General features: G+C 67.9%; 24 protein-coding genes and 3 pseudogenes. 16 read left to right on the forward strand and 11 right to left on the reverse strand.

All coding sequences use genetic code 11. The annotated features are described in order from the left end of the window. Positions 1-11 precede the first annotated feature (11 nt). The 3 genes and pseudogenes from NVV99_RS12440 to NVV99_RS12450 form a co-directional block, all read right to left on the reverse strand. Positions 12-992, reverse strand: a complete 981-nt coding sequence (locus NVV99_RS12440) for an ABC transporter substrate-binding protein (protein ID WP_024103364.1) — start codon at positions 990-992, stop codon at positions 12-14. 34 nt (positions 993-1,026) lie between these two features. Next, on the reverse strand, positions 1,027-1,818 hold the full coding sequence (locus NVV99_RS12445) for an enoyl-CoA hydratase/isomerase family protein (protein WP_041803580.1): 792 nt from the start codon (positions 1,816-1,818) through the stop codon (positions 1,027-1,029). A gap of 275 nt (positions 1,819-2,093) precedes the next feature. Continuing rightward, a pseudogene (locus NVV99_RS12450) lies at positions 2,094-2,611 on the reverse strand (diiron oxygenase); the annotation flags it as partial. On the opposite strand from NVV99_RS12450, the pseudogene NVV99_RS12455 reads away from it, so the two are divergent. The 3 genes and pseudogenes from NVV99_RS12455 to NVV99_RS12465 form a co-directional block, all read left to right on the forward strand. Beyond that, positions 2,612-3,223: pseudogene (locus NVV99_RS12455) on the forward strand (IS1634 family transposase); the annotation flags it as partial. A 19-nt stretch (positions 3,224-3,242) separates the two neighbouring features. Continuing rightward, positions 3,243-4,040: a barstar family protein gene (locus NVV99_RS12460; protein WP_024103369.1), complete on the forward strand. Its 798-nt coding sequence runs from the start codon at positions 3,243-3,245 to the stop codon at positions 4,038-4,040. An 876-nt stretch (positions 4,041-4,916) separates the two neighbouring features. Continuing rightward, entirely contained in the window at positions 4,917-5,948 is a 1,032-nt protein-coding gene (locus NVV99_RS12465; RefSeq protein WP_024103370.1) for a hypothetical protein, read from the forward strand. 141 nt (positions 5,949-6,089) lie between these two features. On the opposite strand, the gene NVV99_RS12470 is transcribed toward NVV99_RS12465, so the two are convergent. Continuing rightward, complete coding sequence (locus NVV99_RS12470) at positions 6,090-6,431, reverse strand: hypothetical protein (RefSeq protein WP_144376977.1); 342 nt, start codon at positions 6,429-6,431, stop codon at positions 6,090-6,092. 32 nt (positions 6,432-6,463) lie between these two features. Beyond that, the gene (locus tag NVV99_RS12475) at positions 6,464-7,162 is read right to left on the reverse strand and encodes a hypothetical protein (RefSeq protein ID WP_024103372.1); all 699 of its coding nucleotides are present in this window, start codon (positions 7,160-7,162) and stop codon (positions 6,464-6,466) included. On the opposite strand from NVV99_RS12475, the gene NVV99_RS12480 reads away from it, so the two are divergent. Then, positions 7,154-7,456, forward strand: a complete 303-nt coding sequence (locus NVV99_RS12480; RefSeq protein ID WP_144376978.1) for a hypothetical protein — start codon at positions 7,154-7,156, stop codon at positions 7,454-7,456. The genes NVV99_RS12475 and NVV99_RS12480 overlap by 9 nt on opposite strands. 138 nt (positions 7,457-7,594) lie before the next feature. Here NVV99_RS12480 and NVV99_RS12485 read toward each other — a convergent pair whose 3' ends face one another. Further along, a complete protein-coding gene (locus NVV99_RS12485) occupies positions 7,595-9,031 on the reverse strand; it encodes a hypothetical protein (protein WP_144376979.1) in 1,437 nt (478 codons plus the stop codon). Positions 9,032-9,159: 128 nt separating this feature from the next. Between NVV99_RS12485 and NVV99_RS12490 the strand changes: the two genes are divergently transcribed. Beyond that, positions 9,160-9,732, forward strand: a complete 573-nt coding sequence (locus NVV99_RS12490; RefSeq protein ID WP_242411696.1) for a hypothetical protein — start codon at positions 9,160-9,162, stop codon at positions 9,730-9,732. A gap of 27 nt (positions 9,733-9,759) precedes the next feature. Here NVV99_RS12490 and NVV99_RS12495 read toward each other — a convergent pair whose 3' ends face one another. Together NVV99_RS12495 and NVV99_RS12500 are read right to left on the reverse strand one after the other, a co-directional pair. Then, entirely contained in the window at positions 9,760-10,311 is a 552-nt protein-coding gene (locus tag NVV99_RS12495) for a DUF2716 domain-containing protein (protein ID WP_051424892.1), read from the reverse strand. A gap of 32 nt (positions 10,312-10,343) precedes the next feature. Then, positions 10,344-10,481 (reverse strand): hypothetical protein, encoded by a 138-nt coding sequence (locus tag NVV99_RS12500; protein ID WP_024103377.1) that lies wholly within the window; start codon positions 10,479-10,481, stop codon positions 10,344-10,346. Positions 10,482-10,903: 422 nt separating this feature from the next. Here NVV99_RS12500 and NVV99_RS12505 point away from each other — a divergent pair, with 422 nt between their 5' ends. Beyond that, positions 10,904-11,392, forward strand: coding sequence for a VOC family protein (locus NVV99_RS12505; protein WP_024103378.1), 489 nt, complete (start codon positions 10,904-10,906; stop codon positions 11,390-11,392). A gap of 33 nt (positions 11,393-11,425) precedes the next feature. Next, the gene (locus tag NVV99_RS12510) at positions 11,426-12,751 is read left to right on the forward strand and encodes an MFS transporter (protein WP_024103379.1); all 1,326 of its coding nucleotides are present in this window, start codon (positions 11,426-11,428) and stop codon (positions 12,749-12,751) included. A gap of 25 nt (positions 12,752-12,776) precedes the next feature. Here NVV99_RS12510 and NVV99_RS12515 read toward each other — a convergent pair. Further along, positions 12,777-14,341, reverse strand: a pseudogene (locus tag NVV99_RS12515) (acyl--CoA ligase family protein). Positions 14,342-14,987: 646 nt separating this feature from the next. On the opposite strand from NVV99_RS12515, the gene NVV99_RS12520 reads away from it, so the two are divergent. From NVV99_RS12520 to NVV99_RS12530, 3 genes are all read left to right on the forward strand, one after another. Further along, positions 14,988-15,341 (forward strand): hypothetical protein, encoded by a 354-nt coding sequence (locus NVV99_RS12520; RefSeq protein ID WP_024103380.1) that lies wholly within the window; start codon positions 14,988-14,990, stop codon positions 15,339-15,341. Between the two features lie 77 nt (positions 15,342-15,418). After that, positions 15,419-16,027, forward strand: coding sequence for a ClpP family protease (locus tag NVV99_RS12525; RefSeq protein ID WP_024103381.1), 609 nt, complete (start codon positions 15,419-15,421; stop codon positions 16,025-16,027). Continuing rightward, on the forward strand, positions 16,024-16,617 hold the full coding sequence (locus NVV99_RS12530; protein WP_024103382.1) for an ATP-dependent Clp protease proteolytic subunit: 594 nt from the start codon (positions 16,024-16,026) through the stop codon (positions 16,615-16,617). Before NVV99_RS12525 ends, NVV99_RS12530 begins: the two co-directional genes overlap by 4 nt. A 28-nt stretch (positions 16,618-16,645) precedes the next feature. Here NVV99_RS12530 and NVV99_RS12535 read toward each other — a convergent pair whose 3' ends face one another. Further along, a complete protein-coding gene (locus NVV99_RS12535) occupies positions 16,646-17,071 on the reverse strand; it encodes a helix-turn-helix domain-containing protein (RefSeq protein ID WP_041803584.1) in 426 nt (141 codons plus the stop codon). A 166-nt stretch (positions 17,072-17,237) separates the two neighbouring features. On the opposite strand from NVV99_RS12535, the gene NVV99_RS12540 reads away from it, so the two are divergent. The 6 genes from NVV99_RS12540 to NVV99_RS12565 all read left to right on the forward strand — a co-directional run bounded on the left by NVV99_RS12540 (position 17,238) and on the right by NVV99_RS12565 (position 24,118). Then, positions 17,238-18,512, forward strand: a complete 1,275-nt coding sequence (locus NVV99_RS12540; protein ID WP_024103384.1) for an aldolase — start codon at positions 17,238-17,240, stop codon at positions 18,510-18,512. Continuing rightward, positions 18,509-19,861 (forward strand): allantoinase AllB, encoded by a 1,353-nt coding sequence (allB, locus tag NVV99_RS12545; RefSeq protein WP_024103385.1) that lies wholly within the window; start codon positions 18,509-18,511, stop codon positions 19,859-19,861. Before NVV99_RS12540 ends, allB begins: the two co-directional genes overlap by 4 nt. Beyond that, positions 19,858-20,826: an allantoicase gene (gene alc, locus NVV99_RS12550; RefSeq protein ID WP_024103386.1), complete on the forward strand. Its 969-nt coding sequence runs from the start codon at positions 19,858-19,860 to the stop codon at positions 20,824-20,826. The genes allB and alc overlap by 4 nt, the downstream gene beginning before the upstream one ends. Positions 20,827-20,953: 127 nt before the next feature. Beyond that, entirely contained in the window at positions 20,954-22,348 is a 1,395-nt protein-coding gene (locus tag NVV99_RS12555) for a uracil-xanthine permease family protein (protein WP_024103387.1), read from the forward strand. Continuing rightward, complete coding sequence (locus NVV99_RS12560; protein ID WP_024103388.1) at positions 22,329-23,384, forward strand: isopenicillin N synthase family oxygenase; 1,056 nt, start codon at positions 22,329-22,331, stop codon at positions 23,382-23,384. The genes NVV99_RS12555 and NVV99_RS12560 overlap by 20 nt, the downstream gene beginning before the upstream one ends. After that, positions 23,381-24,118 carry an alpha/beta fold hydrolase gene (locus NVV99_RS12565; RefSeq protein ID WP_006550613.1) on the forward strand — a complete coding sequence of 246 codons (738 nt, stop codon included), beginning with the start codon at positions 23,381-23,383 and terminating at the stop codon, positions 24,116-24,118. Before NVV99_RS12560 ends, NVV99_RS12565 begins: the two co-directional genes overlap by 4 nt. 113 nt (positions 24,119-24,231) lie before the next feature. Here the strand turns inward: NVV99_RS12565 and NVV99_RS12570 are convergent, their stop codons facing one another. After that, positions 24,232-25,254, reverse strand: a complete 1,023-nt coding sequence (locus tag NVV99_RS12570) for a BMP family protein (RefSeq protein WP_024103389.1) — start codon at positions 25,252-25,254, stop codon at positions 24,232-24,234. Between the last annotated feature and the right edge of the window lie 62 nt (positions 25,255-25,316).

The following is a 25,316-nucleotide window of genomic DNA, read 5'->3' on the forward strand; positions in this document are numbered from 1 at the left end:
GAACGGATCGATCATTCGGTGTCGGTGTGCTCGGACACCCAGCCGTGCAGCATCACGGTGTCGGTGTCGACAGAACCGGTGATCTTGCCCTGGCCGCGGAAGAAGGTGACCAGGTCGTCGGCGCGGGCCGTGTCGTCGGCGGTGAAGTCGCGTCCGACGAAGTCGATCTGGGTCACTGTGCGCTTCGCCTCCGCCGGGTCCATCTGGATCACCGACGAGATCGCCGCGGCCGCGCGGTCGGGATCCGAGTTCACGATCGCGGCCGCGTCGGCGACCACCGCAAAGACTCGAGCCGCCAGATCCTCGTTCGCGGCCAGCCACGACTCCGAGGTGAGCAGCCACTGCGAGTACCGGGCGCCGAAGTCGCCGCTGGTGCCGACGACGCGGCCCCCGGTGGCGACGGCCTGCGCGACCCACGGATCGAACGAGATGAAGCCATCGATATCACCGCGGGCGAGCAGTGCCGGCTGTTCCGGCGGGCTGGTGCTCACCAGTTTCACGGCCGCCGGGTCGAGGCCCACACTGCCCAGGTACGCGTCGGTGAAGTACAGGCCGATACCGGGGAACACGCCCATCGTCTTGATCGACTGCGGCGTGACGCCGGGGCGGAGCACCACTTGGAAGTAGCGGTCGGATTCCTCGTAGACACCGAGTGCGCGCAGGGACGGGTTGGCGGCCATCACCGTCAACGCGGTCGAGTCGGCGTTGCCGGACATCTCGGAGGTGCCGGCCACGACATTCTGGGCGCTCGCGGCGCCGCCCTCGGTCTGGATGATCTGCACGTTCAGGCCGGCGGCCTCGAACAGGCCTTCCTTCTCGGCGACGAAGAACGGTGCGTACGACGGATCGACGCCGACCGAGATGCGGACCAGCCCGTCGGGAGCGGACGCCGCCGACTCGGACGCCGGCCGGGAACATGCGGTGGCGACGACGGTGACTGCGGCGAGTGCCGCGACGGCGGCCAGTGCGCGGCGCCGGAATCTGGATGTCATGGGTTTCCTTCGTGGTGGGGGGATCGGTGCGCGCTCAGCGGCCCGTGAACGACGGTGCCCGCTTGTCGAGGAAGGCCTGCAGTCCTTCGGCGGTGTCGCGGGTGCGGATCAGTTCGAGAACGGCGGCGAATTCGACATCGAGCGCTTCGTCGAGCGGAAGCGTGCGGCCCGCTTCGACGATGTGCTTGAGCATCCCGATCGTGCGCGTCGGTTTCGCGGCCAACTCGGTCGCGAGTTCGTCTATGCGGGAATCGAATCGGTCGTCCGGAACGACCTCGTCGACCAGGCCGATACCCAGGGCCTCGGTGGCGGAGAGCCGTGCCCCCTGGATCATGAGGAGCTTCGCGCGATGCGCTCCGAGGAGCCGGGGTAGTCGCTGGCTACCACCGGCACCGGGGAAGAGCCCGAGTCCTATTTCGGGGAAGCCGATGGTCGCCGACTGCGCCATCACCCGGACGTCGCACGCGAGCGAGAGTTCCGCACCGCCGCCGAGCGCATGTCCGTTCAGTGCTGCGACAACGGGTTTCGGTGCGGCCTCGAGGAGCTTCTGCACGTCGGTCCACGGCCGCATCGCGCGCTGCGTCTCCTCGGTGAGCTCACGCATGACGCGGATGTCGGCACCGGCGACGAAGAATCGACCCGTCCCGCGCACGACGATGCAGCGCACGTCGGGATCGGTGACGAGCGGAGGAAGGACGGAGAGCAATTCGGCGATCAACGCGGGATCGAACGCGTTGGCGGGAGGCCGATCGATCGTGACGGTGGCGACGCCGTTCGCGGAGGTCACGGCGAGACACTCGGGGGTGGGTGGGCTTTCTGTCGTCATGGCGGCTCCAGGTCTCGGTGAGTCGGGTGCGGTGAACCCGTTGAGAGGAGCCGAGTATCGACGGGAGGTGGCGTGCTGGGCACGACCGTCGGTCCGGTGGGCGAACCGGAAATGTCACCGTAACGAGCGGCGGCGCGTCTCGGTCACGTCAGGCGGGCTCGGGTGAATGTACTCGGCCCGCCGCGGGACGGCAATCGACCCGGAAGACGCGAATGCGCGGTGCGCGGGACCTCCCCCTGCTCGCACACCGCGCACTCGCGCCGTGACCCTGCCCGTCAGAGTAGGTGGACCTTCTTGTACAGCACCTTGGACGGCCCGCCGACCAGACCGACGCTGTCGAGGAAGCTCATGAGCTTCGAGCCCGACGTGCGGATCTTGTCGTGGTGGTGCTTGTTGGTGCGCGCGACCTCGGGCGCCCGGTCCTTGTCGAGACCGGCGTTCACGCACACGTCGGGGTGAATCATGCTCTTCATGACGAAGTAGACGGTCGCGGCGGTGCTGACGCGCTCGAACGCGCGGCGGGCACGGGAAGCGCCCTGCAGGCGGCGTGTGACCTCTTCACGGGCGAAGCGGATGTGCCGCGCCTCCTCGAGAACGTGAATCTTGCTGACGGTGCGTGTAATCGGTTGGACGCGTTCGTCTTCATGAAGTCGCGCTGCATCATGTCGAGGATCTCCTCGGCCGCCATGACGCTCGCGTACGCGTTGGCACCACGGAACAGGCCACCCCACAGTCGGCCGGCCCGGTGGATGAACGTGATCGGGCCGTAGTTGGGCATCCCGAACTTCTCGCCGTGAACAAACGAGCCGAACCGATCTGGAACCCGACTCGGGACACCACCTCGTGGCGAGCGATCTGGCAGTACACCCGCAAACGTGCCGTCCGCGACAACCAGACATTGAACGCGCAGGAAGCACGGGCGCGGGCGGTGGTTGACGGCACTCACAGGGCAAAGGCCACCCGATTCGTCAGGACCACCACCGCCGGGCAGCAACTCGAGGACGCCGCTCTGGCCCGGGCCCGGTCCCTGGTCGGGCTCAAAGGCTATGTCACCAACATCCCGGCCACGCTCATGGAACCCGGTGAGGTGATTGGCAAATACCACGACCTATGGCATGTCGAGCAGTCGTTTCGGATGTCGAAGACCGATTTGCGGGCACGGCCGATGTTCCACCGCCCCCGCGACGCAATCGAAGCGCACCTGACCATCGTCTTCGCTGCTCTTGCGGTCGCTCGCTGTGTCCAGGACCAGACCGGCATCGCGATTGCAAGGCTGGTCAAACAACTCCGGCCGCTACGCACCTCCACCATCGCCATCAACGGCGCCGTCCAGGACTTCCCACCGCAGATCTCGGCCGCTGAACAGGAGATTCTCACCCGTCTCGGGTTCGAATCGGGACACTAAGCCAAATGTCCTAACTCGGGTGGGATATCTCGTGCACCGCATCGACGCGCACCCGTGGACCTCGACCGGCGACATGTACGACGCTCTCGCTGAGACCTTGTCCTACCGCCGTTCTTATGGCGGGAGCCTCGACGCGCTCGCGGATGTGTTCGCCGATGTGGGCACCTATCTGTTCGGCAGCGACCCCGCCACCACCGGCACGGTCCTGGCGATCGCCGGATTCGACACTCTGCTCGGCCTCGATCCTCGCACCGCGCACGTGCTTCTCGACAATTTCGCCCGACAGGCACGCCTGGCCGGCTTGTACGGCCATCCCATGCTGTGTCTGATCGAAACCCGTGCCACCGACCTTCCGCCGGTCGGCGGAATCGGCATCTACCGTGGCAGCGTCTGGGATGCCGAACCGGATCCCCCACGCCCGTTCCACCCCGACGACCTGCTCGAGTACACCCTGCACGTTGTCACCGCCGATGTAGTCGGCTACCTCGTCGCCCTCCGAACGGTGTTGACCGACCTTCTTGCACCTATCGGACGCTGGCAGATCAGCGACCCCCACCGGATCACCGATCCCAGGGTGATGGGCGATGCCCGAGTCAACGCCCAGCACCGACCGCAACCACTCGCCCCGGACGACGAGTTGTGGCACATCCGCATCGGGATCCGCGGCTCAGGCGATGAAAATCAACTCGGCGACCACCTCGTCCACGCCCACCACGACGCGGGGCTGCATTTCGAGGGACTCTTCTCGCACCTCTACGCCGCCGGCACCACCGAGCACGCGCAGGCATCGAGCAGGTATCCGAACCTGCACGACTGAACCCGCAGAAAGAAGGGGCTCGAGATACCGGTCGCGACCAGAGCAGACGACCCTCAACGGATCCGGGCATCCGGACGCCCCGCGCCGATCGAGGTCCACACCCTGCTCCGACCCGAGAACCTCGCACCGGGGCTTGTTCGCCCGGGCAGACGGGTGCGCCCTGACAGACGGGTGCCACACGACGCGCTCCGCGGACTCGGGTGGGTTTGTGAACTGGCGTGTCCGTCGCGGTTAGAGTGTGCACGGTGACTCCGTGCCCGAGAGCGTCGCCTCTCGGATTTGCCGAGTGCACGGAGATAGTCATGTCGTTCGACAACGAACACTCCCGCCCCCAGGATCTGGAGACTTCCTCGGTTGTGCCTACGCCGCGGCGTCTGTTGACGGTGGTGGTCGACGGGTGGGTGGTCGAAGACCGATCGATCGTGCCCCCGAAGGTGGGGAACACGGTGTCGGTGGCGTTGCAGTTCCACCGGTACACACCGGATCCGGCCGATCCGCGGACCTGCACGGTGCGAGCCTGGGCGCAACCGCTCGAGGCGGACGCGCCGCCGATCGTCGACAGTGACGGGCGGTGGTGGTGGACGATGATGCTGCGCGGGGACGGGTGGAGCGCCGTGTGCCAATCGGAACGGCCGCTGATCGAGCATGTCGAGGTCACCGGGATGTTCTTCGCCCATACCGAGCGCGGCAGCGGCACCGCCCGCGGGTTGGTGCGGCGGGTGCAGTTGATGACCGGCGAGACCACCTTCGATCCCCACACCCGCAGTTGGGCAGCGGTGGCGGACGAGGACATCCGGTACACCGACATCGACGCCTCGCCGCGGTGGTTCGAGCGCCCCGACCCACCGGACCCCCCCTCCCGCTGGCCATGGTGTCGTGCATCAGCTGGGGGTGCTGATCGAGCTGGATCTCGATGCCGCCGAACCCGCCTCATTGCGGCCGCGGGTGCGTCCCGGTGTCATCAGCAGCCACGGCGGGATGTTGTGGGTGCTCGACCGGCAACTGCCGGTCCTGCTGCAGATCGACGACCCCGCCGGCACCGCGGCAGTGACCGAGCATCTTCTGCCCCTCTCGATCGCCGCCACGGCCGGCTCACCGCCCCGGGGGCAGGTGGTTGCCGACGCGTCGGGCTGCTGGATCGTCGCCGAGCAGACGGTACTGCGCTGCACCCTCGACATGGCCGGCGCCCTCGAAGTGCACCGAATCGATCTGGGCCACCGCATGGCAGCGGCCGCGGCCTGTGGCTCGGTGCTGCTCACCGCCGGCGCGGGCGTGTTCCTGCTGCACCCCGATATCGAACCGCTGAGGGTGGAGTTGCCGACCGCACGATGGATGGCGGCTACCGCGGAAGGGTTCATCGCGGTGGTGCCGACCGTGCCCGAGGGCGGGGCGGCGGCGTTCCCACGGACCTATCGCATGGTGCGCATCGATGTCGACGGCACGGTCACCGACGGACCGCAGATGCCGTTGTCGTTTCCTGTTCGTGTCGGCTCCACCGGTGACCGGATGGCCATCTACGATCGCCGCAGTGTGGCGGTATCGATCGGTGCGGATCTGACGAGCACGCCTGTGCCCGCTCTCCCAGCTCGGCCGCTGATGCTCGGCGGAGCCGGGGACTATCTGTGGATGACCACCCACCGTCCCGACGGCACCGGAAAAACAGGATGGTGGCCGTTCAACAGCCCGCACGAGCTTCCGGCCCGCGAGCACGGGCGGTGGCTGCTGGTGCTGCTCGATCCCGCCACGCACAGGGTCGTCGCGGCGGCGGCGATCGACGATCCGGAGCCAGCAGTGACGATCGACGAACAGAAAAGGGTGTGGGTGGCCACCGCTCGGGGCGTGTACCTGCTCGATCCTGCCGGCACACTCGTCGAACTCGATATTGCTGCACCGCTGCGCACCGAGTAGATCTGCCCCGCCCGTCGGGTGTGGGGTCGAGATCCTGTCTCCCCGCCGCACCCGGACCGATGCTCGTCGGCGCGCAATGGCCGTCGAGAGACGTGGACAGGTTGCGTACGACGACGTCGGTGAGATCATCGCAGTGAACGGTCAGCAACGGCCGGGCGCGTCGTCAGCGGAAGTGTCTGTGGCGTCGATGAACAACTGCATCATCTCGAAGGACCGGTCGGCAGCATCATCGATGGTGAAGATGCGGTCGAGGAGCTCTTCCACAGGGAGGGGTTTGGGTATTTCCCGGTACTGACTGTCGACGCGACCGATGCGGAGACGAGTGCTGGTGTCGATACACTCCAGAACCGGTCGGACAGCCTCCCGCCCAGCCACCCAGGATGATGTTCCTAGTAGGTGCAGCACGCCCGCGATGGACACCCAGTCACGCATCTCACGGAGTTCAGCCAACAGTTGTTTCTCGAGACTGGCTTGATCAGGCATTACTGCTCGTTTCAGAATGAGGACGGCATCGTTCAGGGCACCGGTTCCCATACCAGCCGATCGTCTTCGATGTACGGCTGATATCTCGCCCATTCGGACATGCGCATCGCCATCGGAGCATTGCGTTCGAGGCAGGATGCGAGATTATCGAGCATCGCGCTGAGCGATCGCCACAGCGGCAGCCGGTGAACCCAGTCCTGGTCCGGCCAGAGGTTGACGCTTGCGTGCAGCGGGCCGTACCGGGTGTCGACGAACAGGGTGTCGGCATCCCTGCGGGCGAACGGAATGAACCCGGGCAGCATGATCGCCGTGGGTGAACCCGCCGGTTGTGCCATCTCCTCGGCGATGCCATCTCCCGCCTCGTGCATCTGCTCCCTGGCCAGGCGTTGCCACAGTGCGTGTACCCGCACCACTCGCTCGAGCGACAGCAGCTCGAAACCGGGCGGGAGCAGCAGCATTCCTCGTCGATCATCGGCGGCGGCCACGTGTCGGTACAGCTCACGGACCTCCGCCGGCCACGGGCACGTCGCGTCCTCGGCAACGGCAACGTCCTCGGCTGAGGCACCGACATACTCCACCCGCAGATTTGTCGTCAGTAGCGGGCGCAGTCGATTCCACTGACGCTCTATGGAGGTGGGTGGAGTCGAGGTCGCCAGCCGATGCACGTCGTCGCTGTCCGCGGCCAGCAGGATCTGCCGGATCGTGTGCGAGTCGAGGTCGTGGTGGCTCACGACGAGCAGCCTATGGTGTGGGTCGGCGATGTATGCACTATCTACGTCGGGCAGAGTGCCCATGTGGCTGATGATCTTGTTGCTGACGATGTGGGAGCGAATGCACCTTTGTTGCCGCCTCATCCCGCCATGTATCGGGTCGTCGTGGTGGCGGCGATCGACGATCCGGAACCAGCAGTGACGATCGACGAACAGGAAAGGGTGTGGGTGGCTACCAAGAAAGACGTGCTTCTCCTCGATCCTGCCGGCACACTCGTCGAACTCGACATCGCTGCACGGCTGCGCACCGAGTAGATCTGTCACGAGCCGTGACTCGCCCGGCAGCAGGGCACGCCGGGGATACGTCCCCCTCGCCGGTCGAGTGCGCAGTCGAGATCCTGGAACCTCCGCATGCAGGGTTAGCGCAGTTCGGTGTGCAGTGGTCGCCGAAATTCACTGGGGACGTGGTGGATCTGCCTGGTGATGGGTGAGGAGTTCGGCGAGGGTGATGGGTGGCGGGAGGGTGCCGGTGGGGGTGTGCACGGCGATGATGGCGTGGTTGTCGGTGATCCACACGGTGCCGTGACCGTCGAGGGTGACATCGGGTGTGGGGGTGTGGATTTCGGTGCGGGAGATAACTTTTCCGGTGGAGTCGGTGAGGCTGAGCAGCCAGTACCGGCGGTTGTCGTGGAGGTCGCGGTCGGGGTCGTGGTGTTCGACCCAGATGTGGGTGCCGACGGTGCCGCCGGACAGACCGGGCAGCGGCCAGCGCGCCGGGGGTTCGGTGTGCAGGTCGGGGTGGAGGGTGCGGATGGTGCCGCGTAGGTCGATGATGGCGGCCGGCTCGGGGGTGAGGACGGCGTAGTCGTCTATCTCGTCGAGAGGGGGACCGACGGTGACGTGTCCGTCGAGGTAGGCGGCGACGACGACGGTGGTGATCGGCCACGTGTCGCGCTGGCGCATGAGAATGCGGAAGCCGTCGTCATAGGCGGTGACCGCGCTGATGGTCCCGGCCGGGACGGTGGTGTCGTCGTGGTGGGACTGCCCGTCGGGGTGCCACAGGCCGATGCGTGTGGCGGTCTTCTCGTGAGTGCAGGTCAGCAGGGTTCCCTCGTGTGCGGCCGAGGCATCGACGCGGCGGTCGTCGCGGCGCTGCACCGCACCGGTGGTGCTGATCCGGAAGATGCCGTACCAGCCGGCGATCCAGCATCCTTCCGGGTCGGCATGCAGCCGCCAGGGGGTACTACCGGGTTGCGGGGCGATCGGGGCGGGCAGCACGAACGGGCGCGCCTCGGTGGGATGGTCGAGGTCGATGCGCGCGATCAGGGGGAGTTGTTCGTCGGCGGCCCACAGCATGAGCCCGGCGGCGGAGATAGCCCGCGGGATGATCGAGGGGCGGATCGGGAGCGGTGGCACATCGTCGAGGTCGAGGTCGGCGAGGATGCCGGGTTCGTGCCGCCCGGCACTGGCCGCCTCGTTCATGTTCCGTGCCGAGGTGACGCGGCCGCGGACCGAGCCGGTGGTGGCGTAGGCGAAGTCGCCGACGAACCGACCGGTGAGGCGGACACAGCCGGTGGCGGGACGTCGGCTGTACCAGGTCGCCGACCAGCCGTCGCCGCGCAGCAGGATCCGCCAGACCCACGAGCGCGGCATCGTGGCGGGCGCGTCGACGGCGGGTTCGAGGCGCGGGGGTGCGAGCGGTTCGGCGTCGGCGTCGATCGTCGACAGCGTCGGATCGTGAGGGTCAGCGGGTACTTCGTCGAACAGCAGCCAGAACACCCCGACCTGCCCGACGGTAGGCCGGGGGATCTGGCCGTCGAGGATGGCGTCCTGGCCTGCGAGCAGCCGCACCTGCCGGTGCGGACGCATCTGCGTGGGGTGGTCGGTCATCGGCATAGCTCCCGGGTACTCCGCCCGCCAGTGTGACGAAGAGAGCCAGCCTACACATCCCCCCGCACGCTGGGTTGTGGATGGTCGGAGTGCAGTGGCCAGCGATGACCGTAGGAAATAATGAGCCAGTGACGAGCCGAGGAGTGGTCCGCAGCTGGGACCTCGAACGCATGCACGGAGTGATCGACGGGGACGACGTGCCCGGCGGCTGCCTCGTACGCTTCGCTGCGGTCGCAGTCGACGGATTTCCCGCACTGAACCCCGGCGAGCCGGTCGACTTCGAGTGGCATCGGCTCGAGCACCCGACCTCGGGTTACGCCTACGAATGCACCCGAGCCTGGCCCGCAGAACAACAACCCGCCACCCGCGACCGGCACGTGTTCCGCACCGGACTGTGGACGATCCGCGCCGACGGCACCGCCGACACGCTCACCGTCGCCGCACCCGAACAGGATTCGCCCGCAGCGGCATTCGATGGGCAGACGACCGGCGTCGTGCGCCTGTGGAACGACGACGAAGGGTGGGGTGTGATCGACTCGCCGCACACCCCCGGCGGATGCTGGGCGCACTTCAGCCACCTCGCCGTCGACGGATTCCAGACCCTAGAGCCAGGGGCCACGGTGATCGTGTCCTGGAGGCAGGTCACCGACCAGGACGGCTACCGCTACTGCGCCACCCGCGTCGAACCCCACCAGCCCTGACCGACGAACCAGTGCTGGTCGCGGCAGCTACACGGATCCCACGGGTCGACCATCGATGCGGATGACGGGCAGCCACGTCGCCAAGGTCCGGCCCAGTGACCCGACGAGACGTTCACCGAATACGCACAGGCTCTGCTCCCACGGCTGCCCGACGATGCCGTCACTGAAGTCCTCACGCAGAAAAATCGAGTAGTCCCCCTGGGGGTACGCCGATACTCGCCAGTCGGGGTGACGGGTGGCCGCGTGCACGGCCGCATCGAGCCGATAACAAAAGTCCTGCCGGACCAACACCACCCACATCGGATCCTCGGCGAACTCGGCGACGAAACACCGCAACGCCTCGGCGTTGACCGCATCGACGCGGCTGCGCCACACCCCCACCCGATCGTCGGGGACGGTGAGATCGACGGTGATCGACGGCGCCGGCTCGACGATCACCGGCCGCGTCGGCTCCCGCCCACCGGGCCGGAAACCGAACGCCTCGGTGAACCGCTCCCAGAGGAGCTGCTGATCGTCGAGCACCGCCCGTGCGGCGAGACGATCGCTGAGAGGCCGTGAGGACCGCGAGGCGCTCCCCATGCCCCCCGATACTACGCCCGGGGGACCTACACCTAACGGTCGGGCAGTCCGACGAGCCGTGCGCTCTCGCGCCACGACCGTTCGGCCTGCTCGTCGCTGCGAGCGAGCACCGACGGTTCGCCGCGGCGCAGTGCGAGATAACCCCCGGCCGTCCGGAACGTCGATGTCACCGAGAACGAGGTCTGCGAGCGTGTTCCCGGCTTCGGTCTGCGTGTTGAAGGTGTCCTGCACGATGCGGAGGAACATGCCGGCCCGCGTCCCGAGGCCGCGCCACGCCAGTCGCATCGGAGTGGGGAGTGCTCGTGCCAGACCGGTTCCGAAGACCTGGCCGGGATCGAAGGCGACCGCGGTGATCCGTCCGGCTCGAACTGCGTCGTCCGAGGCGTGCCCCGTTCGCACCCGAGATCCGTTCGGCGGTGATCGTCCCGAAACCCGACGTGCCTCCGGTCATGACCGTCGTGGACATGCTTTCCCCCTACGAGCGCGAGAGCCCTGCGGCTCGGCCTGCGAGTGCGCACGGCGATGAGAATCCGGGCCGGACAGGGTCTGCCTTCGTGACAGTGGAACACTTTCGACGACACGAGGAGTCACGATGCCCAGGATCACTCCGTGGTTGTGGTTCGACATGAACGCCGAGGAGGCCGCGAACTTCTACATCGGCATCTTCCCCAACTCCAAGATCGGTGAGATCACCCGCTACACCGAAGAGTCCACCGGAGGCGACATCCCGGTCCCGCCGGGGACTCCGATGACGGTCGAGTTCTTCCTCGACGGTCAGGTCTTCTACGGACTCAACGGGGGACCGCAGTTCCGGTTCTCCGAAGCGGTGTCCTTCCAGATCGACTGCGCCGATCAGGAGGAGGCCGACCACTACTGGTACGCGCTGACCGTCGACGGCGGCGAGGAATCCGCCTGCGGATGGTTGAAGGACAAGTACGGCCTGTCGTGGCAGGTGGTACCGAAACGGCTGAACGAACTGCTCGCCGACCCCGATCCGGAGGTCGCGAAGCGCGTGACCGCCGCGATGATGAAGATGCGCCGGATCGACGTGTCGGTGCTGGAGGCCGCCGCGCGCGGCTGATCGGCGCCCGAGCGCTGCGGTACGTTTCGGTGCATGACCACTCGCACCCAGCGGCTCGACGACCTGCCGTTCACCGGCAGACATCGCCGCCTGCTGACCGGCTCCGGCGTGGGCTGGGCCCTCGACGCCATGGACGTCGGGTTGATCTCGTTCGTCATGGCAGCCCTGGCCGTGCAGTGGGATCTGTCGTCGACGCAGCTCTCGTGGATCGGATCCATCGGCTTCGTCGGCATGGCGATCGGTGCCTCCCTCGGTGGTCTGCTCGCCGACCGCATCGGACGCCGGCAGGTCTTCGCCGCGACGCTGCTCGTCTACGGTCTCGCGACCGGCGCGGCGGCGCTGTCGACCTCGGTGGCGATGCTCATCGTCCTGCGGTTCGTCGTCGGACTCGGTCTCGGCGCCGAACTGCCGGTCGCGTCGACGCTGGTCAGTGAGTTCGCGCCCCGCAAGGTGCGAGGACGCGTGGTCGTGGCCCTCGAGGCGTTCTGGGCGGTCGGCTGGCTCCTGGCCGCTCTCGTCGGTTATCTCGTCGTTCCTGCCGGCGACAACGGGTGGCGGTGGGCGCTCGCCGTCGGGCTCGTCCCGGCTGCCTACGCCCTCGTCGTCCGGTTCGGCCTACCCGAATCGGTGCGCTATCTCGAGAGTCGCGGACGGCACGCGGAAGCCGAGGCGATCGTGCGCGACTACGAGCGTTCGGCCGGGGTCACCTCCGTGCCGGACGATGACGAACAACCCGGCCGACCTGTCGCCGAAGTCGAGCGTGTACCCCGGGGATCGGTATGGGCGCCGAACCTACGCCGCCGCACCGCGGCGCTGTGGATCGTGTGGTTCGGCATCAACTTCTCGTACTACGGCGCGTTCATCTGGCTGCCGAGCCTGCTCGTCGCGCAGGGCTTCGACCTGGTCACCTCGTTCGGCTACACGCTGCTCATCACGCTCGCCCAGCTACCGGGCTACGGCGTCGCGGCGTGGCTGATCGAGGTGTGGGGACGTCGCCTGACTCTGGGGGTCTTCCTCGCCGGATCGGCAGTCTCGGCGGGGCTGTTCGGGCTCGCCGAGACTCCGTCGACGATCGTCGCGGCGGGCATGGCGCTGTCGTTCTTCAACCTGGGCGCGTGGGGTGCCCTGTACGCGATCGGACCCGAGCTGTATCCCACGCCGGTGCGGGGCGCGGGCACCGGTTCGGCGGCGGCCTTCGGGCGGCTCGCGTCGATCATCGCGCCGCTGCTGGTGCCGGTGCTGCTGGGCGCCGGCGGCAACGGTCTCGTCTTCGGTGCGTTCGCGGCATCGTTCGTCGTCGCCGCGGTCGCGGCATTCACGCTGCCCGAGCGGGCCGGGACGGTTCTCGACGAGAGGTGACGTCGGGAACCGCCCCGGCCGGTGCTCAGAGACGCTCGCGCAGTTCGACCTTGCGGATCTTGCCCGAGGCGGTCTTCGGCAGGGCACCGAAGACGATGCTGTCGGGAACCTTGAAACCGGCGAGCTGCGAACGCACATGCGCGCGCAGTTCCGCTTCGTCGGCACTCGCGCCGCTGCGCAGTGCCACGTAGGCGACGGGACGTTCGCCCCACTTCTCGCTCGGCGCCGCGACGACGGCGGCCTCGAGAACGGCCGGATGGCTGATGAGCGCCGCTTCGACCTCGACGGACGAGATGTTCTCGCCACCGGAGATGATGACGTCCTTCGCGCGGTCGCGGATCTCGATGTAGCCGTCCGGATGCATGACGCCGATGTCGCCGGTGCGGAACCAGCCGTCCGGCACGGCGCGGGCGGTCGCGTCCGGGTTGTTGTAGTAACCGAGCATCACGTTGTTGCCGCGCAGCGCGATCTCACCGGTCGTCTCACCGTCGGCGGGAACGTCGGATCCCATCGGGTCGACGATGCGGAGTTCGCCGGCCACGACGTTGCCCACGCCCTGCCGCGAGCGCAGCCGTGCCTTCTCGTCCTCGGGGAGGACGTCCCATTCCGAACGCCACTCGCAGATCGCCGCCGGGCCGTACGTCTCGGTGAGCCCGTACAGGTGCGTGATGTCGAGTCCGAGCGCGGTGCACCGCTCGATGAGGGCGGGCGCCGGCGGTGCGCCACCGATCGCCGCGACGACACGATGGTCGATGCCGCCCGCATTCGGGGCGTCGACCAGCGACGCGAGAACGGTCGGCGCGCCGCACAGGTGCGTGACGTTCTCGGTGCGCACGAGATCCCAGATCCGCTCGGGGTCGACCTTGGGCAGGCACACGTGCGTGCCACCGGCCGCTGTGACGGCCCAGGTGAACGTCCAGCCGTTGCAGTGGAACATAGGCAGCGTCCACAGATAGGTGGATCCGCTGTCGAGCCCGAAGTGCGCGACCATCGCCAGGGCCTGCAGGTAGGCGCCGCGCGCGTGGTACATCACGCCCTTCGGATCACCCGTCGTGCCGGACGTGTAGTTCAGGGCGATCATGGTGCGCTCGTCGGCGAGCGGCACGCACCGATGACGGGCGGCGGCGAGCTTGTCCTCGTAGTCGTCGCCGACGACCGTGATCGACGGCAGATCGGCCGTGGCCTCGCGGGCCAGGTCGGCCAGCGACTCCTCGACGAGCAGGACCCGGCTGCCCGAGTGCTCGAGAATGAACCGCAGTTCCGGCGCGGTGAGGCGCGTGTTGAGCGAGACGAGCACGGCGCCCGCGTAGAGCACACCGTAGTGCGCCTCGAGCATCAGCGAGGTGTTCGGCGCGAGTACTGCGACACGGTCGCCGGGCTCGACACCGAGAGCGTGCAGCATGCCCGACTGTCGCAGGCACCGATCGCGCAATTCGGCATAGGTGCGACGGATGTCGCCGTCCACCACTGCGAGGTCGTCACGGAAGACCCGGGCCGAGCGGTCGAGAAATGCCGTGGGCGTGAGTGTTTCGAAACTGAATTGCTCGGTCACGTCTGTCGGTGCTCCTTCGGATTACGTCGCGCGCGCACTCCCCATCGCGAACGATGATGCGCACACCTCCCCGTGTGCTGTGAGGGCGATGACCATTCTTCCAAGAGCCGTTACCGATCTTGAACAGGGTCCACCCCTTTTCCGTACCGGCTGAACGCTCCGTCTGCCGTTGACCGGACCCGGAATCCGGCGTTCACTGAGAGGCACCGTGCTCGTCCACGAGAGAAGGCGAGTGGTATGAGTGCTCGGCAGAACGAAGCCCGCCGAACCTCCCGTCCGGCGCGGCGGCCGACCGCGACGCGCGCGAGGGCCACGGAGACGGAGACTCCCGTCGAGCCTGTGCGGACGCGCAGCCGTCGACCTCGCGAGCCCGAGCCCACCGCGCGGCGTCGCACCCGCGAACCCGAACCCGCTGCACGGCGTCGGGACCGCGACCCCGGAACCGGCTCGCGGCGCACCTCGACCCGAACCTCATCCCGATCGACCACTCGGACATCGACCCGTTCGGACGCCACGCCCCGCTCTCGTGTGAAGCCGGCGCCTCCGAAGGAGAGACGACGACCGCGTCCGCCGGCGAACGACGCCCGGGCAGGGAAACCCACCCGCCCCGGACGTGAGCGGACACGATCCGAGCAGACCCGACCCGAGCAGGCACAGCCGGAACCCACATCGCTCCTCGAGAGGTTGAAGGATGCGCTGCGGGCCGGTGTCCGCAGCGCACTGGCCGAACTCCGGGGACTCGGGGCGAGACTGATCCGGAAGATCCGCGGATGGGTGGACTCGCTCCTCGGCGAGGTCACCAGCGGCGGCGTGGGATTGCAGGCGGTCCTCGCCGGCATCCGAGCCGCGCTGGAGGGTCGCAATCCGGCCCTCGCCGCGCTGGGCGGGCTGATTTCCGGACTCAGCACCAAGGCGAAGATCGGCCTGGCCGTCGTGATCACGCTGGTGCTGCTGCTCGGGCCGGTCCTGCTCGTGCTCCTTCTGCTGGCCGTCCTCGTCGCAGCGGTGATCAGCGCCTTCCGGTCCGCGGGGGACTGATCTGCCGGAACGACCGGTCCGTCTGCCGTGAGCAGACGAACCGCCGGTTCGTGCCCGCCGGGGGTCAGGCTGGCTGCATGACGACCACCGAACCACTCTCGTACCGGGACCAACTGGCCGACAGACTCTTCCGTCAGCGCATCCTGCGACTGACCGGAGAGGTGGACGACGAGATGGCCGAGCGCGTCTGCTCGGAACTCGTCCTGCTCGCCTCCGCCGACGACCGGCGCGACATCGTCCTGCACATCAACTCACCCGGCGGATCCGTCTTCGCCGGCCTCGCCATCTACGACACGATGCAACTCGTTCCCAACGACATCGTCACCGTGGCAGCGGGATTCGCCGCCAGTATGGGGCAGGTCTTGCTCGCGGCGGGCACCAAGGGCAAACGCGCGAGCCTTGCCCACAGCCGGATCATGATGCACCAACCGTCGGCCGGATTCTCGGGGACGGCCGTCGACATCGCGATCCAGGCCGAGAATCTCGAATACATGAAACTGCAGTCGCAGCAGATCCTCTCGGACGCCACCGGGCATTCACTCGAGGAGATCGAACGCGACAGCGACCGCGACCGGTGGTTCACCGCCGAACAGGCGCGCGAGTACGGCATCGTCGACACCGTCGTCGGGTCGCTCGCCGAACTGGCGCCGTTCGCCGCAGGACGGCAGATGGGACTGGGACGATGAGCACCTACACGATCCCCAACGTCATCGAACGCACACCGGCGGGGGAGCGGTCGTTCGACGTCTTCAGCCGGTTGCTCAACGAACGCATCGTCTTCCTCGGCACCGAGATCGACGACGGGGTCGCCAACGTCGTCATGGCTCAGATGTTGCACCTCGAGGCCGAATCCCCCGATCGGGAGATCGGGCTCTACATCAACTCGCCCGGCGGATCGTCCACCGCGATGCTCGCGATCTACGACACCATGCAATTCCTGCGCCCGAAGGTCGCGACCTACTGCATGGGGCAGGCCGCGTCGGCGGCTGCCGTGCTGCTCGCGGCCGGAGCCCCCGGTCGCCGGCACGTGCTCGCCCATTCGCGGGTGCTGCTGCACCAGCCGTCGGCGCAGGGGCAGGGCACCATCTCGGATCTGGCCCTGCAGGCGGCGGAGGTGATGAGGGTACGGGCCCAGACCGAGGAGATCCTGGCCGCGCACACCGGACGCAACATCGAACAACTGCGTCGCGACACCGACCGGGACCGGATCTTCTCGCCGACCGAGGCGGTGGCCTACGGCCTCGCCGATCACGTCGTCGTCGACCGGGACGGATGACCTGTCACGCTGTCATGTGGTCGCACCGTCATGCCGCGCACAACTCGACGCCCGCGTGACCCGTGGTTCGGAGTGTGCGGTGCGCGGTCATCCGGCGGATCCCGCGCGCGAGCAGTTGATCCATCGGAAGTTCCAGCGCATCGCACACGGACCGCAGCATCTCGGAGGAGGCCTCCTTGCGCCCACGTTCGACCTCCGACAGGTACTGCTTCGACATCCCGACCGTGCGGGCGACGTCCTCGAGGCTTCGGTCCTGATCGCGACGCTCGTCGCGCAGGATCTCGCCGTAGATCTGACGGAGCAGACGGGGCTCGGTGCTGTCGGCTCCCCGCCCGGGAGTCCGTGCCGCGTTCGCGGCGGTCGCACGTGCCGCGTTCGCGGCAGTCACACGTGCCGCCTTCGCGGCAGTGGCGAAATCGATCACGCGACCCTGCTCCGGCTCCATGCCGACCATTGTGCCGTCGATCCGGCGGCATCGGACCGGGTTCAGCCGAGGACGAACACCGCCCCGGCAGATGTGTAACGGGCCCGTAACCGCAGTTAACCGAACACATGACCTGGCGCCGATAACGTCGGCGCACCGCGACGTATACAGCCGTGGATACAGGACAGGAGTTCGGGTGCCGACAGGATTGCACAGGCTTGCGGCTGCGCTCGACGCGCAGCTCGCGGACACCGACGCGGCCTACGCCGCGACCTATCCCGGGACCGACGGTGCCCGCCAACCGGTACACACCGTCTACGTCCCGGCCGACTGCTACGATGCCGGGATCGTGGCGGGGTGGGGAGCCGACGCGCTCGACGTCCTCGACACCCACATCGACGGTCCCGCGGACCTCGCCGCGGTCACCGGCATCGAACCCGAACTGGCCGAGACGGTCCTCCCGCTCGTGGAGGCCAAACTGCACACCGAACCGATCGAGGATCTGCGCATCGACTTCGAGGACGGGTTCACCCGCCCCGGCATTCCGGAGCACGAACGTGACGCCGACGAGGACGCCCACGTCGCCCGCGCCGCCGCCGCGCTCGCGACCGATCCCACCGCGACACCCTTCGTCGGCATCCGGTTCAAGTCCTTCGAGGCCGCCACCCGGCGCCGCGGACTGCGCACGCTCGACTCCTTCGTCGCCGAACTGACCGGAAAGTGCTCTCTCCCCGACGGATTCGTCGTCACGCTGCCCAAGGTCACCGCGCCCGAACAGGTCGCCGCTATGGTGACCGTCTGCGAGCATCTCGAGTCCACCTACCCGCTCGCCGCGCCCCTGCGGTTCGAGATCCAGATCGAGACGCCGCAGGCGATCTGCGGACCCGATGGCACCGCTGCCGTCGCCACCATGATCCGAGCGGCCCGGGGCCGCTGTTCGGGACTGCACTACGGCACCTACGACTACTCGGCCGCGTGCGACATCGCCGCCGAGTACCAGGCGATGGACCACCCCGTCGCCGACCACGCCAAGGCCACGATGCAGGTTGCGGCAGCGGGCACGGGGGTGCGGTTGTCCGACGGCTCCACCAACCGCCTTCCCGTCGGCACCCGCGACGAGATCCGCGCGGCATGGGGGCTGCACGCCCACCTGATCGACCGGTCGCTGCGCCGCGGCTTCTACCAGGGATGGGACCTGCATCCGGCGCAACTGCCCACCCGCTACGCCGCGACCTTCGCGTTCTACCGCCGGTCGCTGTCCACCGCCGCGGGACGCATCGCGGCCTACATCGACCCGGCCCTGTCGTCGGGATATCTCGACGAACCCGCCACCGCCCGTGCTCTCGCCGCCTTCCTCCTGCGGGGAGCGAGTTGCGGAGCCCTCACCGAGAAGGAAGTATGCGATCGCACCGGCACGAATCTCGACCACCTGGCCCGGCTTGCGGGTCGACCGACGGCGGTGACGCGATGACCACCGTGATCCGCGCGCGACGCGCCGTGGTGGGGGACGAGGAACGCAGCTGCGCCGTCCATGTGCGCGACGGCCGCATCGTCACGATCGAGGAGTACGACGGTGCCGCTCCGGCCGGTGCGCGGGAGATCGTCCTCGCCGACGACGAGGTGCTGCTCCCCGGCCTGGTGGACACGCACGTCCACGTCAACGAACCTGGCCGCACCGAATGGGAGGGCTTCGCGACGGCCACTCGTGCCGCCGCGGCCGGGGGAGTGACGACGATCGTCGACATGCCCCTCAACTCCATCCCGTCCACCGTCGACGTGGCGGCCCTCGAGGTGAAGCAGAAGGTCGCGGCCGAGCAGGTCACCGTCGACGTCGGATTCTGGGGCGGCGCGATCCCCGGAAACCTCGCCGAGCTCGAACCGCTGTGGGACGCAGGGGTGTACGGCTTCAAGTGCTTCCTCGCGTATTCGGGTCTCGACGAGTACCCACCGCTGGACCGGGAGCAGATGATCGAGGCGATGCGCGTGATCGCCGGCTTCGGCGGCCTGCTCATCGTGCACGCCGAGGACGAGCCGACCCTCGACGCTCAGGACCCGCCGGCCGGACGCCGGTACGACGACTTCCTGTACTCGCGACCACCGGTCGCCGAGTCCCGCGCTGTCGCCCAGGTGATCGACGGCGCGCGGCAGACCGGATGCCGCGTGCACATCCTGCACCTGTCGGATGCGGGAAGCCTTCCGCTCGTCGCCGCGGCGAAGGCCGAGGGGCTACACGTCACCGCGGAGACCTGCCCACACTATCTGTCGTTGTTCAGCGAGGAGATACTCGACGGCTCCACACATTTCAAGTGCTGCCCGCCGATCCGCGAGGCCCGTAACCGGGAAGCGCTGTGGCGCGGCCTGGCCGACGGCACACTCGACTGCATCGTCTCCGATCACTCGCCGTGCCTGCCGGAGTTGAAGAAGTTCGTCACCGGCGACTTCGGCGAGGCGTGGGGCGGAATCTCGTCGCTGCAACTCGGACTGCCCATCGTGTGGTCGGAGGCGCGCAAGCGCGGGCACACACTCGTCGACGTGGTGCGCTGGATGGCCGGTCGCAGCGCAGATCTCGTGGAACTGGCCGACCGCGGTGCCATCGCCGTGGGCAACAGTGCCGACCTGTGTGTCTTCGCACCCGACGACGCGTTCGTGGTCTTCCCGGAGCGGCTGCACCACCGCAACGCGGTGACGCCCTACGCCGAACGCGCGCTCGCCGGGGTCGTGCGGCAGACCTGGCTCGCCGGTGAACCGCTCACGGTCACCCTCGGCGCCACCGACCCCGCACCGCGTGGTGCGCTGCTCTCCCGAAAGGAAAACCGTTGACCGAAGCAGATTTCCTGCAACTGCCCGATCTCGCCGCGCGATCGCTGGGCGGGGCCGTCGTCTATGCGAACGACGAGTTCTTCGCGAGTCGCGAGAACCTGATCTCGCCGGGCGTACCCGATTTCGATCCGTCCGAGTTCGGGCACAAGGGAAAGGTCTACGACGGGTGGGAGACCCGGCGTCGCCGCGAACCCGGGCACGACTTCGCGGTGGTCCGGCTAGGCGTTCCCGGTGTCGTCGAGGGTGTCGTGATCGACACCGCCTGGTTCACGGGCAACTACCCGCCCTTCGCGTCCGTCGACGGGGTGAACCTCGACGGCTACCCGACCGATCAGGAGTTGCTGGACGCGCCGTGGGAACCGGTCCTCGAGCGCGTGGCCCTGAAGGGCGACACCGCGAACGCCTTCGCGGTGGAAGACGACCGGCGCTGGACGCACCTGCGCCTGAACATCTTTCCTGACGGCGGTGTGGCCCGCTTCCGGGTGCACGGATATGCACGCCCGGACCCGGCCTTCCTCACGGGCACGATCGATCTCGCGGCCCTCGAGAACGGTGGCGACGTCGTCGCGTGCTCGAACCGCTTCTATTCGTCGCCGCGCAACATCATCGGCCTCGGTCGCTCGCGGCACATGGGGGAGGGCTGGGAGAACGCCCGGCGCCGCGACGACGGCAACGACTACGTGGTGATCCGTCTCACCGGGCAGGGATGCGTCGACCACGTCGAGGTCGACACCTCCTATTTCGTCGGCAACGCACCGGGAGCGGCGCGCCTGAGCGGAATCCCCAGCGGGGACGCGATGTCCGACGAATCGTCCTGGGTCGAACTCGTCCCGCGGACCGCACTGCTGCCGGACTGCCGGCACCGTTTCCGCGTCGATTCGCCGACGCCGGTGGAGTTCGTGCGGCTCGACGTCTATCCCGACGGTGGCATCGCCCGTCTGCGCGTGAACGGACGACTGACCTAGCTCCGATGCGGGTGCGGTGAGCGGTTTCTTACCCGCGCGAAACACGATGACTCGAGCCCGAAAACTTCGGCCCCCAAGCTGTATCCGGCACCGTATACAGCACTGCATCCGAAATGGGAGCGATCACATGACCTCACCGCACCCCGTCGACGCGCGACTACCGTTCCTCCGGCAGTTCGCGTTCGGCCTCCAGCATGTCCTGATCATGTACACCGGATGCATCACCGTCCCGTTGGTCTTCGGCGCGGCCGTCGGACTCGACCGCGACACCATCGCGATGCTCATCAGCGCCGACCTGCTGATCGCCGGCCTGATCACCATCGTCCAGAGCCTCGGCGTCGGCAAACTCGTCGGCGTCCGCCTGCCCATCGTCTGCGGTGCGACCTTCGCCGGCCTGACGCCGATGATCCTCATCGCGAAGGAATACGGCCTGCAGGCCGTCTACGGCTCCATGCTGATCGGCGGCATCGTCGGTCTCGCCCTGGCCTGGCCCTTCGCCAGGATCATCCGGTTCTTCCCGCCGCTCGTCACCGGTGCCGTCCTCACCGTCGTCGGGATCTCACTCATCGGCGTGGCAGGCGGGCTGATCGTCGGCACCGACCCGTCGTCGCCCACCTTCGCCTCGCCCACCAACATCGCCCTGGCCGTGCTCGTGATCGTCGTCGCCGTCGCCTTCCTGTGCCTCGGTCGCGGCATCTGGGCGCAGCTCGGGGTGTTGATCGCCCTTGCCATCGGCACGGTCGTCGCGGTTCCGCTCGGCCTGATCGACCTCGGCGGCGTGGCCGGCTCGTCGTGGGTGGGTCTGCCCGCCCCCTTCCACTTCGGTGCACCGGAATTCCCCATCACCGCAGTCGTCGCCATGAGCATCGTCATGGCCGTGGTCTTCGCCGAATCCACCGCGAGCATGCTCGCCGTCGCCGAGATCACCGGTAAGCGCGTCAGCAAGGGCGACATCGCCCGCGGACTCGCCGGCGACGGAGCGTCCGCTGTGCTCGCGGGTGTCTTCAACGCCTTCGTCGACACCGTCTTCACCCAGAACGTCGGTGCGGTCGCCACCACCCGGGTCTACAGCCGCTACGTCACCGCCACGTCGGGTGCGATCCTCGTGGTCCTCGGGGCGTTGCCCAAGGTGAGCTCGGTGGTCGCGGCGCTACCGAAGCCGGTGGTCGGCGGTGTCGGCCTGATCCTGTTCGCCACCGTCGCCCTGGTGGGCATCAACACGCTGCGCTCGGTGGACCTGTCCGACCGCATCAACTCCACGATCGCCGCCGTCGCGGTGGGTGTGGGTCTGCTGCCCGAACTCGCCGAGGGCATGTTCGAGCGCTTCCCGTCCGCGGCGCAGATCCTGCTCGGCAGCGGCATCACCCTCGCCGCGATCGCGGCGTTCTCGTTGAACCTGCTGTTCAACCACACTCGTCTCGGGACACTGGCTCGCGCGTCCCGGTCCGGCACACCGGCCCCCGTCACCTCGGCCGGCACCACCTCTCCCCACGGAGTTGCCCATGAACCAGTCGCCGTCTGACGCCTTCGTCGTTCCTGCCGTCGACATCGGCCCGTACGTCCGGGCCGGCGACAATGCCGAACGCGCTCGTGTCGCCCGTGAGATCGACGAAGCCTGCAGCCGTGTGGGATTCGTTCAGATTCTCGGACACGGCATCCCCGATCCGGTGGTCGACGGTCTCGCCGGTGCCCTCGACGACTTCTTCGGTCTGCCGATGGACGACAAGCAGCAGTACCGGGTGGTCGGCGCGAACCGCGGGTACAGCCCGCCGAAGAGCGAGTCGCTGAGCCTGAGCCTCGGCGTCGAATCCGCCAGCCGTATGAACGATTTCTTCGAGGCCTACAACGTCGGCGTGGAGGCCCGGTCGTTCCCCCACCTGGACCTGTCGGAGGACGACTACGGAATCAACGTCTGGCCCGACGTCCCCGGCTTCGAGGGCCGCGTGCAGACCTATTTCACCGAGGCCTCGCGGGTCGCGCGGACCCTCACCCGGATCTTCGCCGACGCACTCGGGCAGGCCCCCGACTACTTCGAACGGCTCACCGACCACTCGATCGACGTGCTGCGTATGAACAACTACGCGCTGCCCGAGGGCACCGTCGACCTCGACGGCGACCTCACCGGCATGGGCGAGCACACCGATTTCGGGATCGTCACCGTGCTGTGGGCAGACCGGGTTGCGGGCCTGCAGGTGCTCGGTTCCGACGGCATCTGGCACGACGTCGAACCGCTGCCCGGCGCCCTGCTGGTCAATCTCGGCGATCTCACCGCCCGCATCACCGACGACCGGTGGATGTCGACGCTGCACCGCGTCAAGCCGCCGATCGTCGACGGCAGGATCCGGCGCCGTCGTTCGGTGGCGTTCTTCCACGACGGCAACGTCGACGCGGTGGTCTCCACGTTGCCCGAATATGCGGGCCCGGAACCCTATGAACCCATCCTGATCCGCGATCACATCAAAGCGAAGCTCGCCGGGTCGCGGCACGGCAAGGCCAACACCGCTGCTGTGCGGGAAGCCGCCCGGGTGCTGGCGGCGACGGGGGAGAACCGCGAGTGAGTCATGTCGTGCTCGTGCACGGCGCGTGGGCCGGAAGTTGGGTGTGGGACACACTGCTCGAACCGCTCCGTCGGGCCGGGCACGTCCCACATCCGCTCGAGCTTCCCGGTGTCGGATCGTGGGGTGCCGACGACGTGACGCTCGACGACGTCGCCGCGGTCGTGGCCGACCACGTTGCCGGACTCGACGGTCCGGTGATCCTCGTCGGCCATTCCGGTGGCGGCATCGTCGTCACGCAGGTCGCGGAGATGCTACCCGAGCGTGTCACCGGGGTCGCCTATGTGGCGGGGATGATGCTTCCGTCCGGGGTCGACTTCGGGATGCTCTGCGACGGAATCGGTCTCGAATCGCCGGTGGGCATCTCGCGATGGCTCGAACCCACCGAGGACGGTCGCGGGACGATCGTGCCCCCGGAGGCCGGTGCGGCGGTGTTCTTCCACGAGGCGGATTCGGCCGACGCGATCGGTGCCGCGCGCCGACTCGTGCCGCAACTCGAGACCACCCGGCTCATGGCGCCCAGCTGGACACCGGAACGATTCGGGCGCCTGCCACGCCTGTACGTCGAAGCGACACTGGATCGTTCGGTTCCCCTCGTCACCCAACGGGGGATGCAACGCCTCACCCCGGGTGCGCAGGTCGTGTCGCTCGAGTCCGACCATGCGCCACAGCTGTCCGCCCGCGACGACCTCGCGGCGGCGCTGGTGGAGTGGTGCGCGGAGCGCGTCCGAACATAGGTCGGATCTTCACAAAGGCCGAAGCTACGGAACGAGACCGACGTTGTGTGCGAAGTCCGGTGGGAAATCGCGCACAAGGTCGGTCTCGTTCGTTCTACAGGAGGTGCTCCGGGTCAGTCGCCGCCCTTGTACTCGACCTCGAACTCGCCGGCCATGATCCTCTCGCGGTACTCCTCGAACAGCGCCATCGCCTCGGGCGAGATCTTGTCGACGAAGGCCGGATTGATGACGACGTCCAGACCGCCCTCGGTGATGTCCACCTCGTAGTACTTCGCCGGGTCGACGTTGCCGGCCTCGACGTCGGCGATCATCGCGCGGAGAACCTCGTCGAGATTCCACACGACGGAGGAGACGACGTTCTCGGGTGCCAGCGGGGTCTGATCCATCGTGTAGCCGGCGACGCCGACACCGCGCTGCTTGGCGCCCTCGATGGTGGCCGCGTCGACACCGCATGTGGAGAACTGGTCGGCGCCCTGGTCGACGAGGGCGTTGACGGCCTCGAGGGTCTGGGCCGCCGCGTCGGACCATCCGCCGATGTAGGACGGACGCAACTGGATCTCACCGGGGCCCTTGTAGGTCAGGCGCGCGCCGTCGGCGAACGCCTCGATCTGGGCCTTGCACACCGGGATCTCGAAACCGGCGGTGCCGGCGAGGATGCCGGTCTCCGTCAGGTCGCCGGCGAGGATGCCGGTGAGGAACGAACCCTGATAGAACGGCTGGCTGTAGTCGGCGAGGTTGGCGGTGATGTCGCCGAAGCCGCCGGGATAGGCGAACAGCACGTCGGGGTAGTCGGCGATGATGCCCTTGATGGGTTCGCCGTAGTTGAACGAGTGGCCGACGATGAGCTGGTTGCCGTCCTCCGCGAGGTCGGTGACGATCTGGGCGATCTGCTCCGAGGTCGCGCCCGAATCCTGCTGCACCACGGTCAGGTCGATAAGACCTTCCGCTTCGAGTTTCTCGGCGCCCTCGACCATGCCCTGGTTCCAGCCGACGTCGTTGACCGGACCCGAGGTGATGATCGCGGCCTTGACGACCCCGTCGGCCGAGCCGCTCCCACCGGGGTCGGAACTCGAACACCCGGTCACGGCGGCTCCGACGACGGCGGCGGCCGCCACAGCGGTACCCAGTTTCTTCACGTGGTTCTCCTCGGGGAAGGGAGGGCTCGCGACTGCGAACCCCAGGACTGACGGGAAAGCTG

Origin of the sequence: Rhodococcus sp. PAE-6, assembly GCF_025290685.1 — a bacterium.
Taxonomy (GTDB): Bacteria; Actinomycetota; Actinomycetes; order Mycobacteriales; family Mycobacteriaceae; genus Rhodococcus; species Rhodococcus pyridinivorans.